Genomic DNA, 12,258 nt, shown 5'->3' with positions numbered 1-12,258 from the left:
CGGTGAATCGCCCCTGGTTTTCTAGACACTCTGTTGCTGAAAAATAAACTGCCTTTCAAACTCTACCGGCGACAGCCCATCATTGGAACCATGACGCCTGATTGGGTTGTAAAACATCTCGATATAATCAAACACATCGCTGCGGGCTTCGTCTCTTGTCGCGTAAATCCTGCGCTTGATCCGCTCCCGTTTGAGCCACTGGAAGAAGCTCTCGGCGACAGCATTGTCGTGACAGTTGCCACGTCGGCTCATGCTGCAACTCAGGTTGTGAGTCTTCAGAAAGTCCTGCCATTCGCCACCGGTAAACTGGCAGCCCTGATCCGAATGCACCAGTACCGGCTGCTTGGGCTTGCGCCGCCAGACGGCCATCAATAACGCATCAACCGCCAAGTCTGCCGTCATGCGTGATTTCATCGCCCAGCCGACGATCTGGCGAGAGAACAGGTCGAGCACCACCGCCAGGTACAGCCACCCTTCTTGAGTACGGATGTAGGTAATGTCAGTCACCCAGGAGAGGTTGGGGGCTGGCACCTTAAACTGACGTGCCAGCGTGTTTGGAGCAACCAGTGGGCTCTTGCCTCCATAATGCCCCTTGCGGCGTTGATAGCCCGTTTGCGAACGCAGCCCTTCCCGCTTCATTAATTTGGCCACTCGGTGCTTGCCGCAGGCTTCTCCCCCGTCACGAAGGTCGCGATGGATCTTGCGATAACCGTAGACAGCACCACTTTCCAGCCAGGATTGCTTGACCAATCCGGTCAGTCGTTCGTCCTCCCGCTGTCGTGGCGATACGGGCTGTTTCAACCACGCGTAGAAGCCACTTCGGTGAACCCCCAAGGTCTGGCACAGGGTAACGACACTGTACCGGTCGAGTCGGGAGGTTATGAACGCGTACCTTTCCTTGACTCGCAGGCAAAGTACGCGGCGGCCTCCTTTAGGATATTGCGCTCCTCGGTGACTTGGCGCAGTTCGGCTTTCAGGCGGCGGATCTCGGCTTGCAAGGCAGACTCTTCGAGCTGCTGGTCAGCAGGCTTACCGTACTGCCTGAGCCAGGTATACAGACTGTGGCTGGAGACCCCAAGGGCTCGTGCAACGTCAGCCACCGGCCGTCCGCGCTCGGTGATTTGTTTAACGGCTTCGATTTTGAATGTTTCTGGATAACGCTGACGGGTCATAACACCTCCAATAGTTGCCTCATTTTAAGGCTATGAGGTGTCTAGGGAACTGGGGGCGATTCAGTGCTTAATGAGATATATTGAACAGCAAGTTAAGTAGATCGTTTTGATTATTGGTGCCGGTTTTATGCAACAGTGTTTTTATTTGGCTTTTTACAGTCTCCAAAGAGACCCCTCGAAGGCGAGCGACCTCTGCTCCGGTCAGACCACGCGAGAGCAGGGTAAGTACATCCTGTTCGCTCTTAGTCAAACAATAAAGTAGCTCCATACGTTGCAGGTGCCGCTCATGCTCCCATCGAGGATCAATCAACATCAATTCAAACCATCCGCTGGGCTCTGGCAGTGGAGTCCATTCGAGGATCACCTGATGAGACTCTGACAGAGACAGAACAAGACGCCCTTCAGTTCCACGGCTCAACGATTCCCGCCAAAGAGGTAGCCAGCGAGAAGGAATGACCAGTTGATGGTCAACAGGGTTCTGTGTGATGTGATATTCACCCAGCGCCTGCTGCATGGCACGATTGGTCAGTTGTAGATGCCCATATTGATCCACTACAGCGCGTGGGCGATTATCACGCTCCAGCAGTGCCGTCAGTAGTATACGTTCCTCATTGAACCTCTGACGTCGACGATAACTTCTGGCCCAACAGCCAAGTCCGTTGGAGAGCCATTGCAACATCTGTTGCTCAGCCGGAGTGAAAGGGGGTTGAGTCTTATCCCGATGGAGGGTGATCGCAAACTCGTCCCGGGTACTCAGAGGAACCAGAATGCACAGGGCATAACGAGCTTGAAAACGCGGCACCATCTCTTCCCTGAACACTGGATTGTCGATGCGCTCAAAGTTCAAGAGTTGATCAACGATGGCCGCCTTGCCAACCAGCATGTGCTGCATATAGGTGTTGAGAAAAACATCATCGGCCATGCGTTCAAAATAAAAGGCCAGATCAGAGCGAGAATAGCTTTTGGTCCAGACGATAGCATCCTCAGGGGTTTGTCGGGGGGCCAGTACCACGCTAGCAGCGGATGCATTGAACAGAGATCTCAACTCATCAAATATTTTGCACAGGAGGTCATAGTCTTGCTCAGCCTCGTAGAGACGCCCCTGCAATTCCAGTAGCTTCGAGATACAAATTGCCATACACACCAACCTCCATTGTCAGCGTGATGATATTGGACTCTACCTATTTTGGCGGATACAGGAACCGGTGACAGAGAGGCTGTGTATTTATGTGATCTGTGGCGAAAGATCTCTGGGCAGATTATTGAAAATTGCGTCTTCTCATCATGAAGGCCTCATTGGAGGCATAGCGGGCAATGCCAATCCATCTGACAGGAACCCATCTCACCCAATGTTTCAGACGACATCGAGCCTACGTCACCTGGCACACAACTTAGCCAGAATGGCTATCCCGATTCAGTGACCTGCCTCAGAGGGTAACAACCCCGTCCTCCTCCCGGTCGAGTTCGCCATCGGCAAATTGCTGGCCGAGCCAGTGGCAGAAGGCGCGGCACTCCGGCATCCCCTCGCTCTCCTGATGCACCAGCAGATCCCACTGCGGCCCCTTGACCCGACGGGTGGAGAGGGGCAACAGCTGTCCCTGCTGACGAGCGGGACGGGAGAGCAGTTCGCTCACCAGCGCCACACCGAGTCCGGCGCTGGCGGCCTCCAGCAGCAGGCCGGGATCGGAGAAGTTGAGTCCCCGGGTCTGCAGGTGCAGATCCTCTCCCCCTCTCAGCGTCCAGTGATGCCAATCCAGCTCCCGCTCGCCATGCAGGGTGGTGCGCTCCTCCGCGGGCCGTGACAACACGGTTGCGGATGCCACCGGCAACAAGCGATCCGCCAGCAGGTGCTGATGGCGACACTCGGCCTGCGGCGCGAGATCCCAGCGCAGGGCGAGATCGACGGTCTGCTCGGCCATGTCGGGCTCTTCGTCGCTGGTGAACAGCCAGAGATCGATGTCGGGATGCAGGCGATGAAACTCCCCCAGCCGTGGCAGCAACCAGTGGCGGGCGATGGCGGTGCTGGTGTTGAGCACCAGCTGGTTCGGTTTGCGGTACTGCTCCAGCCGCTGGATCCCCATCGCCAGCTGCAACAGCACGCTCTGGGTGGTCTCCAGCAGATCCTGCCCCGCATCGGTCAGCGCGACCGAGCGCCCCTGCCGGTGAAATAGCGGCTGGCCGAGCAGCTCCTCCAGCGAGCGGATCTGCTGGCTGATGGCGGATTGGGTCAGGTGCAGCTCTTGCGCCGCCTGATGAAAACTGCCGAGTCTCGCCGCCGCCTCAAAGCCCCGCAACACGTTGAGCGGGGGCCACTGCTTGAACACCATTGATTAGCTCCACTTATCACTTTTACCGAAAATTGATCGTTTGTTCGCCGCTACAGCCACGGATAGTCTATTACTCAACGCAATTCGATTAACAGCGCTTGTCACTTCCGTGCATTCAGCGACAGCAAAGAGCGCCCTCATTCAAGGAGTTTTTCATGCCATCCCGACGCAACGTATTGAAACAGCTGGCGGCCATCGGCGTGTTGGCCGGGCTCGGCAATCTGCCAGGCAAGGTGTACGCGGCCAGCGGCAATGCCGATGAGGATGCTGCCAGCGCCAGCGGCGAGTCGTTCCATATGCCCGATGAAGCCGCTCCTCAGGCGCAGGTCTGGGTCGCCTTTGCCGCCAGTGCCGATATCTGGGGTCGCGACTACAAGGAGGTGCAGGCCACCATAGGGCGGCTGGTTAACGCCATGACCCCTTACACCAAGGTGAGCGTGCTCTGCCGCGAAGAGGAGGAGGCGCTGGCCCGCAAGCTCTGTGGCGAGCAGAACACCCGCTTTATCGTCGCCAAGCTGGACGATATCTGGCTGCGCGATACCGGCGGCGTCTTCGTCCAGAACGGCGAAGGGGAGCTGGGGCTGGTGGATTTCAACTTTAACGGCTGGGGCGACAAGCAGGAGCACGAACAGGATGCGGGGGTGGCCGAGCTGGTCAGCAAGCAGGCGGATGCTCACTATCTGCAGAGCAAGCTGACTGGCGAGGGGGGCGGCATCGAGGTGGATGGCAACGGCACCGCCATCCTGACCGAGAGCTGCTGGCTCAACAGCAACCGCAATCCGGGGGTGAGCAAGGTGCAACTGGAGGCGGAGCTGAAAGCCAATCTGGGGCTGCGCAAAATCATCTGGCTGCCGGGCATCAAGGGCAAGGACATCACCGATGCCCACGTCGATTTCTACGCCCGCTTTGTGCGCCCTGGGGTGGTGGTGGTCAATCTGGACAATGACCCGGCATCCCACGACTACGAGGTGACTCGCAAGCATCTGGCTATTCTCAAGCAGGCCACCGATGCAGACGGCAACAAGCTTGAACTGCATATGCTGCCGCCCCCGCTCGATGTGCGGGACAACCGCTTTAGCCGCAGCCGCGACTTTGCCGCCGGTTATATCAACTATCTGCCGATCAATGGCGCGGTGATCGCCCCCGAGTTTGGCGACAAGGCCGCCGACAGCTACTGCCACGAGCTGCTGGCCAAGCTCTACCCCGGCCGCGAAATCGTGCAGATCAATATCGATCCGGTCGCCGCCGGTGGCGGTGGCATTCACTGCATCACCCTGCACCAGCCAGCCTGACCCTCCCCTCCCCTACCCACTGATAACCCGGGGCGTTGCGACGCCCCGGGTTATTTCATCACGCTCATTTCTGTTAGCCACAAGCCCCCTGGACCCGCCTCAGCCCTACACGTGGCCAGCAACAACATATGGCGTGTCACCTCGATCACACTCCAGAGTTATTCAAGAAGTTGAGACTCGGTGGCGCTTTCCATTGCTGCTCTAGAAGAGTATTTTTGCTCGGTGGTACAAGTAGAGCCAAAAGAGTAAACCACTAGAAAGTTGACTGGTAATATCATAATTTAACATTCATATTTCGTAGCGGTGACCAGCGTTATTCGAGGGAATATGGAAGACTCTATTAACGGATTATTATTACTTTCAATTCAATAAATATTATGTGCGCGAAGGAAAACAACATGAGTTTAGTTGGCGAACATCAGCTTCGTAAAGTGACTGGAATTAGTCAGTCTCAAATTGAAGCTATCAATAATTTCTTACAAGGTGCTATCTATTGCTGGTGTAAAAACAAAACTCTAGACGATTGGTTCTCATTAAGTGCGTTAATGGGTGGTGACAACTTTTACTGGCAAGGAACCCCACTAATATGCCTCTATACTAAGCACGAGGAAAATAGCAGCGAAAACCCTGTAAATCAAGCAGGTATCGATGCTGGTTGGCTGCTAAAGTCCGTTATAGTAAATGACTCTCGGCACTTTGAAACCAAAATAGAATTTCGTAAAAGAATGTATCGTTGGTGTGGTGAAAAATGAATATAAAAAGATGCTAAGACGAATTCGCAACCCGTGACATTTTTACTATGCGTTAGTCTAAATTATTAAAGCGGCCTATGTATTGAGCCCCCCTCTTAACAAGGTGTTATATACATTACAGGATTAACTAGGGTACTAATGGACGATAAAATATTTGAAGTGGCATCTTGGGGTAAATATATTTACCGCGCTGAAATGGAACGTCTTAATTTTGATTTACGAATTCAAAGTGACGATAGTGGGATTAGGTATTTTATATACAGCAGTCAGTGGCTGGCATCCTTATATGTTGTCGTTGAAGGATGGGAAAGCCTTAAGCTATCAGATTACAAAATAAATAAACTTTTGTCAGTATATAATGACTACGTACTAACAATAAAGCGCTGCAGAAATGCAGTTTACCATTTCCAAAAAAACATCGTTGATAAACGAGTGGATTCTGCAGTAAGTGATAAAGAACTTCTGGTATGGGCAGGAGCATTACTGGATGAATTCATTAGATATCTTTACTTGTATCCGATATCTCTTCATGGGGTGTGTGATGAATCATTAGATTTACAAAAAGAATATTTTGATTTGATTGGATGGCATCCCGAAAATCTTCATCTGATAAAGTGGTTTGAAACTCTTGTTTACATCTTTAGGTACTATGAAGGAGGAAATGCTGATATCTTGTGTCGAAGTCCTGAAAACGACAAAAAAATTAATTCCGCATTGCAAGAGTTGATGGCGTTAGAAACCAATCCATATTTTCCAATGTTATCTCGCCTGTAGCCCGTAGGTTCGATTAGCCGCAAGGCGTAATCGGACGTTCGCGTCAATCAATTCTCCCGCTATAACCGCCACCCACATTTTCCCTCTGGCAGGCCGCCGCTGACTCACGGAGACAACCGTAAAATTAGGACACCTACTTTCCTGAGAAAGCCGCTGTATCACCAGCACGCCAAGATGGATGTCCTTTTTCTCGATAGTATGTTTCGCAAAACTCACGCCAACATAGCAAAGAATTTCAGAATGATTCGCAACGCTTGGCATTTTCAGTGTAAGGTTGGGTTTTGTGTTTACGGTGCAATGATTTAGATTAGGTAGCAGCGTAGCTCACCTATTAATATGACGTTATCTCGCTTTAAAGGATTAGACATGATTAAGCTCAGACCCATGACCTCAAGTGAATATCCAGCATATTGCGATTACTTTATTGATGATTACAGCCGTGAAATAGCTAAAAGTTATGGCCATTCAATAGATAGAGCGATCGAATTATCCAATCAGGAGCTTCTTCGTAGTTTTCCTAATGGCTTGGAAACCGATAAGCATGAATTATTGTGCATCGAATCAGACTCAGAATTAGTTGGTTATTTGTGGCATTCGATTAACGCCGATGATAAATCCACGTTTATTTATGACTTCTTCATTTTCTCAAATCGTCGCAATAACGGTTATGGGAAATTGGCAATTTCTGCGTTTGAATCAAAATTAACATCAATTGGGATTAATCAAATTAAATTGCGAGTAGCGTACCATAATCAAAGAGCGTTAAAACTGTATCAAGAAGTTGGCTTTGCCATTTCTGGCTACAATATGTCAAAGAAGATAGGCTTGAATTAGGAACCCCACCTTTCTGAACAAATTCCGTATAGCCAGCCCGTAGGTTCGATTAGCCGTCAGGCGTAATCGGACGTTCGCGCAAATCAATTCGCCCGCTATCACGGCCACCCGCATTTCCCCTCTTGCAGATGCCGCTGACTCACAGATACTCTGGGACGGCGGTATCTCGATCGTCCGATTACGCTTCGCTAATCGAACCTACATGAAGCGGTAATATTTGGGATATGCAGGTTAGTACGGATCAGCGTTCTGACGCCATCGCCATAAATCACGCTCGTCAAAAACCAAAGAGCCGCCCTTATGGGCGGCTCTTGGCATCAGCGATGGATGGCTGAATCGTCTTGTTACCGAATCGTCTTTTTACTGAATCGTTATTGGGCCTTGGGCGCTTCAACCGCAGCGGCCGCGGGTTGGTCATCTTCCTTGATCCAGGCATCCAGCAGGGTGTAGCCCACCGCCAGCACCACGGGGCCGATAAACAGGCCGATGATCCCCATGGTCAGCAAGCCGCCGATAACCCCCACCAGAATGAGGATGAGCGGCAGATTGGCGCCACGCTTGATCAGGAAGGGGCGCAGGAAGTTGTCCATGGTGCCCGCAAACAGTGACCACACCAGCAGGAAGGTGCCCCAGGTGGTGTCGCCGCTCCAGTAGAGATAGCCGATACAGGCCAGCAGCACCGGGAAGGGGCCGATCTGGGCGACGATCAGCAGGAACATCACCACCACCAAAATCATGGCGTAGGGGATACCGGCAATCAGCAGGCCGACACCGGCCACCGTGGATTGCACCAGCGCGGTCACCACCACCCCCATCGCCACGGCGCGGATCGCCTGTGAAGCGAGCACGGTGGCATTGTCACCCCGTTGGCCCGCCAGCCGGTGGGCAAAGCGGCGAATGCCGGTCGCCACCACTTCACCCGAGTGATAGAGCAGGCCGCAGATACCGACCGTCAGCAGGAAGTGGACGAACAGCAGCCCCAGATTACCGGCCTGAGAGGCCAGCCAGCGGGCAGTCTGGCCGAAATAGGGAGCCAGCTTGGCAAACAGCACCTGACCACCACTCGCCAGAATTTGCTGCCAGAACTCATACAACTTGGTACCCACCAGCGGGATCTGTTGCAGCCAGAGCAGCTCCGGTGGCGGCGACTGGCTGATATGGGTGCCCAGCTCGATCAGCATGGGGGCCTTCTCCGCCACATTGGCCAGCGTCATAAAGAGCGGGATGACAAATATCAGCAGCAGCACCAGCGTCATAAACAGGGCCGCCAGCGAACGCTTGCCCCACAGCAGGCGCTGCATCATCAGCATCAGTGGCCAGGTGGCGATGGTGATCATGGTGGCCCACACCAGTGCTGGCAGGAAGGGCTGCAACACCAAGAAACAGGAGATAATCAGGAGGCTGATAAACAGCACCCCCAGGGTTGTCTTGGCCAAATCCACTTTTTTCACATTCATAGAGTTCCCTTGTCAGAGCCGTTGCCCTTGGGTCGTGTGTCGCATTTCAAGAAAGAGAGTATCCACCAGAGGCCCGCGCTCAACCAGAGCCCCAGCCCGAAAAAGAGCGATAACTGACCGAGCAGGATGTTAAGCGAACTGCTGGTCAGCAGCGGCACCGCCCAGAGCCCTGCCCCGATCACCACGCCCCCCGCCAGCGTGACTGCGCCGGTCAGGATGGGGGGATAACCGCCGCGGGTCAGGGAGCGCAAGCCGCCCATCCAGAGCCCGAGCGCCGTCAGGCCGATCCCGGTCAGATGGGCCGATTGGGTCAGTCCCCCGAGTGCCAGCGCGGCGGCAATCAGCAGCAGCCAGCCAACCGCATGCCCATCGGCACGCCAGCAGGGGCGAGCAGCCAGCAGCAAGGCGCCGATCAGCAACCCGGCCGCCACATCAGAGATAAAGTGTACTCCGAGCCAGACCCGCGCCAGACCGGTGGCCAGCGCCAGCAACAGGGCCAGCGAAAGCGCCCGCCAGCGGTGCGTCGGCCACAGCCAGCCAAGCAACGCCCCCCAGAACAGCAGCGCCGAGGCGGTGTGGCCGCTCGGCATGCCAAAGCCTTGCGCGCTCTGGGTTGCCAGCAGCGGTTGCAGATGAAAGGGGCGCGGCCAGCCGATCCCCTCCTTGCCCGCCTGCACCAGCAGCCCGAGCCAGAGCATGGCGAACAGCAGCTGGCGCAGTCGCGGCCACCCCAGCAGCGGGAGCAGCAAAGGTATCAGGGCAAGCTGAAAGCCGCCTGAACCAAACAGATTGCTGACCGACAGCCACCAGACATCCGGCCCCAGCCACTGCTGCAAGCGCATCATCAGCGGGATCTCGACCTGATGCAGCCCATTGCCCTGCGCCACGAAATCGGCCTGCCAGCGCACCTCGCTCTCGGGCACCTTATCCAGTCGGGATTGCAGCCAGTCGAGCTGATCCGGGAAGCGGCGCTGCTCGCGGGGCAACTTGTCCACCGCGATCAAGCGGGCGTTGAGGATCTCGCCCCCCAGATTGGGGGCCTTCAGGATCGAGACAAACGCTGTGTCTTGCTGAGCGACTATCGGTTCCAAGGTGCGGCAGGCAAAGACCTGCGCTTTCTGCCAGCGGCCAAGATCCGCGACGATTTCGCCGTGCAAGCCGGTCTCTTCATAGAGTTCGCGCAGCGCCGCCTGCTCAGGGCGCTCGCCGCCATCGATATAGCCACCGCTCAGGCTGTAGCGGGAGGAGATGCGATCCTGCACCAGCAACAGTTGATCCTGATGGCGGATGGCGCAGGCGGCCGCCGAGGGAGCCGCCGGTTCGGCGCTCACCGCAGGCACAGCGGCAACCAGAGCCAGCAACAGTAAAAAGAGGGTTCTCGACATCAATTTGCTTTCCCTATGCGTAATGGCGACAAGCCTCCCAGAAATCAGATAGTTGGGCAATGGTAGCGGCCGGATCGCCGCCGTTCCCACCGCGATGGCGGTGCACGGAAGATTGCGATGAAGCGGGGCACTCCCTACTATTGGCGGCTATCTTCAATTTCATGCAGCAAATGCTGGAGCCCTCCATGAGACAGTTCGGCTTTTTCCTCGGCATCGCCATCGGTGTCATTTTGATCCTGTTCGGCAGCATCGTCATCTTCCAGGCGCTCCCTGCCGCACTGGATGTGCTGGAGATGCCAAGCCGCATCCCGTTCGTGCGCGAGGTTTACACCTGGCTGATGACCAGCGCCAACGGCCTGACCTCCCAGCTGGAGCAGAACTTCCTGGAAGCGTTCCAGACCGTGCTCAAGCTGATCCTGCTCATCACCTTCATGTGGGTCTGCGTCAAGCTGGTCAACATGGGGGTGCTGATTATCCGCGCCGGGGTTGATCTGATCCGCACTGCCATCGCCCACAGCGAAGGCCACCACGACCAGAAGAAGCCGGATCAGCACGATCACTTCTGACTCTGACATGGTCAACGGATGTGAACGCTGCCGCTCCCAACCGGGGCGGCAGCGCTATATGCGCGGTATGAAGGCCCTCCCCTGCCCCATAAATGCCCGATAACGCACCGGCTTTCCCTTGTGAATCAGCAAACTGCCCATATGTTGCATCACCTTGACATGGTTTGCGCCCCGCGCTGCGGCTGCCCGGTTTCTATCCCGACCCCGTGCTCTGGTATAATCGACCACCTCTTTTCCCCGTTATGGAGCCTGTTCATGCCCAATCATGCAGAAAGTCCCCTTGAGGTTCGTCTCGACAAGTGGCTGTGGGCGGCCCGTTTCTACAAGACCCGCTCCGTGGCGCGGGATCAGATAGACGGGGGCAAGGTGCACTACAATGGTCAGCGCAGCAAACCGGGCAAACAGGTGGAAGTGGGTGCACTAATCCGCTTCTGGCAGGGGCAGGACGAACGCGAAGTGCGGGTGCTGGCCTTGAGCGAGCAGCGCAAATCGGCCCCGCTGGCCCAGCAGCTCTATGAAGAGACCGCCGAGAGCCTGAAAAAACGGGCCGAGAACAGCGAGGCGCGCCGCTTCAACAGCCAGTTTGCTCCCAGCCCCGAGCGCCGCCCCGACAAGCAGGAGCGACGCCAGTTGCTCAAGGTCAAACAGTACTGACCGACCCCGATTTGATACCGGGCTGGCAGCAACCCCAGCCCGCCCGATTTACCTCACCGAAAAGCCAGGAATACATGATGAGCAACCAAGATCTGCTGTATCGCTATCTGTTTGAAGAGTACGAAGTGCGTGGCGAGCTGGTCCAGCTGGATCACACCTACCGCCACGTGGTGGAAGCCCAGAACTACCCGGTGCAGGTGCAAAAACTGCTGGGCGAGCTGCTGGTCGCCACCAGCCTGCTGACCGCCACCCTCAAGTTTGAAGGCTCCATTACCGTACAGCTGCAGGGCGATGGCCCGGTACGTCTGGCCGTGATCAATGGTGACAACAACCAGCAGCTGCGCGGTGTGGCCCGCTATGAAGGCGAGCTGCCGAGCGATGGCAAGCTGCAGAGCCTGATCGGCAATGGCCAGCTGATCATCACCATCACCCCGGAGCAGGGCGAGCGCTATCAGGGCATCATAGCGCTGGACGCCGACACCCTGGCAGGCTGCCTGGAGCACTACTTCGCCCGCTCCGAACAGCTGGCGACCAAGTTGTGGATCCGCACCGGCTACCACGAAGGCGCACCGCGTGCCGCCGGCATCATGCTGCAGGAGCTGCCCGCCCAGAGCGAGGATCACAGCAACGATTTCGATCACCTGACCCAGCTCACCAGCACCATCAAGGATGAAGAGCTGTTCGGGCTGGAAGCGGAAGAGATCCTCTACCGTCTCTACCATCAGGACAAGGTACGGGTGTTCGATCCGCAGGCGGTCGAGTTCCGTTGCACCTGCTCCCGTGAGCGCTGCGAAGGGGCCCTGTTGCAGATAGAAAAGGAAGAAGTCATGGAGATGGTGCAGGAGCTCGGCAAGATCGACATGCACTGTGATTATTGCGGCGCCCAGTACCAATTTAATGGGATCGATGTCGAAACCCTGTTCAGCAGGGCTCCCGGCAATGATGCAAACCAGTTACACTAATTAAAGGCGGGCAAAACCCGCCTTTAACTTTAATAACAAAAAAACACCCTATTTTATAAAGTTTGATGGCGATCGCTAAACTC

General features: G+C 55.4%; 12 protein-coding genes. 7 read left to right on the top strand and 5 right to left on the bottom strand.

Annotated features, from left to right (window positions below):
• Positions 1 to 21: 21 nt before the first annotated feature.
• From BSP75_RS07860 to BSP75_RS07845, 3 genes are all read right to left on the bottom strand, one after another.
• Positions 22 to 1,172 (bottom strand): IS3 family transposase gene (locus tag BSP75_RS07860; protein WP_148140650.1). Its coding sequence is split into 2 segments (ribosomal slippage): positions 22 to 935 and positions 935 to 1,172, totalling 1,152 coding nucleotides; the frame shifts between segments, so codons are not numbered across the junction.
• 67 nt (positions 1,173 to 1,239) lie between these two features.
• On the bottom strand, positions 1,240 to 2,310 hold the full coding sequence (locus BSP75_RS21915) for a LuxR C-terminal-related transcriptional regulator (protein WP_043852304.1): 1,071 nt from the start codon (positions 2,308 to 2,310) through the stop codon (positions 1,240 to 1,242).
• A gap of 289 nt (positions 2,311 to 2,599) precedes the next feature.
• Complete coding sequence (locus BSP75_RS07845; RefSeq protein WP_075112814.1) at positions 2,600 to 3,499, bottom strand: LysR family transcriptional regulator; 900 nt, start codon at positions 3,497 to 3,499, stop codon at positions 2,600 to 2,602.
• Positions 3,500 to 3,654: 155 nt separating this feature from the next.
• On the opposite strand from BSP75_RS07845, the gene BSP75_RS07840 reads away from it, so the two are divergent.
• From BSP75_RS07840 to BSP75_RS07830, 4 genes are all read left to right on the top strand, one after another.
• Positions 3,655 to 4,791, top strand: coding sequence for an agmatine deiminase family protein (locus tag BSP75_RS07840; RefSeq protein ID WP_075112813.1), 1,137 nt, complete (start codon positions 3,655 to 3,657; stop codon positions 4,789 to 4,791).
• A gap of 398 nt (positions 4,792 to 5,189) precedes the next feature.
• A complete protein-coding gene (locus tag BSP75_RS07835; RefSeq protein WP_075112812.1) occupies positions 5,190 to 5,543 on the top strand; it encodes a hypothetical protein in 354 nt (117 codons plus the stop codon).
• A gap of 138 nt (positions 5,544 to 5,681) precedes the next feature.
• Complete coding sequence (locus BSP75_RS21505; protein WP_148140649.1) at positions 5,682 to 6,317, top strand: hypothetical protein; 636 nt, start codon at positions 5,682 to 5,684, stop codon at positions 6,315 to 6,317.
• A 366-nt stretch (positions 6,318 to 6,683) separates the two neighbouring features.
• Positions 6,684 to 7,151 (top strand): GNAT family N-acetyltransferase, encoded by a 468-nt coding sequence (locus BSP75_RS07830; RefSeq protein WP_075112811.1) that lies wholly within the window; start codon positions 6,684 to 6,686, stop codon positions 7,149 to 7,151.
• Positions 7,152 to 7,522: 371 nt separating this feature from the next.
• On the opposite strand, the gene ydiK is transcribed toward BSP75_RS07830, so the two are convergent.
• Both ydiK and BSP75_RS07820 read right to left on the bottom strand, forming a co-directional pair.
• Positions 7,523 to 8,608, bottom strand: coding sequence for an AI-2E family transporter YdiK (gene ydiK / locus BSP75_RS07825; RefSeq protein WP_075112810.1), 1,086 nt, complete (start codon positions 8,606 to 8,608; stop codon positions 7,523 to 7,525).
• Positions 8,605 to 9,993 carry a phosphatase PAP2 family protein gene (locus tag BSP75_RS07820; RefSeq protein ID WP_075112809.1) on the bottom strand — a complete coding sequence of 463 codons (1,389 nt, stop codon included), beginning with the start codon at positions 9,991 to 9,993 and terminating at the stop codon, positions 8,605 to 8,607. Before BSP75_RS07820 ends, ydiK begins: the two co-directional genes overlap by 4 nt.
• A 185-nt stretch (positions 9,994 to 10,178) precedes the next feature.
• Between BSP75_RS07820 and BSP75_RS07815 the strand changes: the two genes are divergently transcribed.
• The 3 genes from BSP75_RS07815 to hslO all read left to right on the top strand — a co-directional run bounded on the left by BSP75_RS07815 (position 10,179) and on the right by hslO (position 12,175).
• On the top strand, positions 10,179 to 10,559 hold the full coding sequence (locus BSP75_RS07815; protein WP_075112838.1) for a hypothetical protein: 381 nt from the start codon (positions 10,179 to 10,181) through the stop codon (positions 10,557 to 10,559).
• Between the two features lie 255 nt (positions 10,560 to 10,814).
• Complete coding sequence (gene hslR / locus BSP75_RS07810; protein ID WP_042062186.1) at positions 10,815 to 11,213, top strand: ribosome-associated heat shock protein Hsp15; 399 nt, start codon at positions 10,815 to 10,817, stop codon at positions 11,211 to 11,213.
• A 77-nt stretch (positions 11,214 to 11,290) separates the two neighbouring features.
• Positions 11,291 to 12,175, top strand: coding sequence for an Hsp33 family molecular chaperone HslO (gene hslO, locus BSP75_RS07805; protein WP_042062184.1), 885 nt, complete (start codon positions 11,291 to 11,293; stop codon positions 12,173 to 12,175).
• The last annotated feature ends 83 nt before the right edge of the window (positions 12,176 to 12,258 follow it).

This window comes from Aeromonas sp. YN13HZO-058 (genome assembly GCF_001921245.1).
Lineage (GTDB): Bacteria > Pseudomonadota > Gammaproteobacteria > Enterobacterales > Aeromonadaceae > Aeromonas > Aeromonas allosaccharophila.
The sequence above is the reverse complement of the archived record's forward strand: the minus strand, read 5'-3'. Positions and strand labels throughout refer to the sequence as shown.

What these genes read in the sequence shown, in the direction of transcription:
- hslO (WP_042062184.1), top strand. Translation starts at nt 11,291, where the DNA reads ATGAGCAACCAAGATCTGCTGTATCGCTATCTGTTTGAAGAGTACGAA.
- BSP75_RS07820 (WP_075112809.1), bottom strand. Translation starts at nt 9,993, where the DNA reads ATGTCGAGAACCCTCTTTTTACTGTTGCTGGCTCTGGTTGCCGCTGTG.
- BSP75_RS07840 (WP_075112813.1), top strand. Translation starts at nt 3,655, where the DNA reads ATGCCATCCCGACGCAACGTATTGAAACAGCTGGCGGCCATCGGCGTG.
- BSP75_RS07845 (WP_075112814.1), bottom strand. Translation starts at nt 3,499, where the DNA reads ATGGTGTTCAAGCAGTGGCCCCCGCTCAACGTGTTGCGGGGCTTTGAG.
- BSP75_RS07835 (WP_075112812.1), top strand. Translation starts at nt 5,190, where the DNA reads ATGAGTTTAGTTGGCGAACATCAGCTTCGTAAAGTGACTGGAATTAGT.
- BSP75_RS21505 (WP_148140649.1), top strand. Translation starts at nt 5,682, where the DNA reads ATGGACGATAAAATATTTGAAGTGGCATCTTGGGGTAAATATATTTAC.
- BSP75_RS07830 (WP_075112811.1), top strand. Translation starts at nt 6,684, where the DNA reads ATGATTAAGCTCAGACCCATGACCTCAAGTGAATATCCAGCATATTGC.
- ydiK (WP_075112810.1), bottom strand. Translation starts at nt 8,608, where the DNA reads ATGAATGTGAAAAAAGTGGATTTGGCCAAGACAACCCTGGGGGTGCTG.
- hslR (WP_042062186.1), top strand. Translation starts at nt 10,815, where the DNA reads ATGCCCAATCATGCAGAAAGTCCCCTTGAGGTTCGTCTCGACAAGTGG.
- BSP75_RS07815 (WP_075112838.1), top strand. Translation starts at nt 10,179, where the DNA reads ATGAGACAGTTCGGCTTTTTCCTCGGCATCGCCATCGGTGTCATTTTG.
- BSP75_RS21915 (WP_043852304.1), bottom strand. Translation starts at nt 2,310, where the DNA reads ATGGCAATTTGTATCTCGAAGCTACTGGAATTGCAGGGGCGTCTCTAC.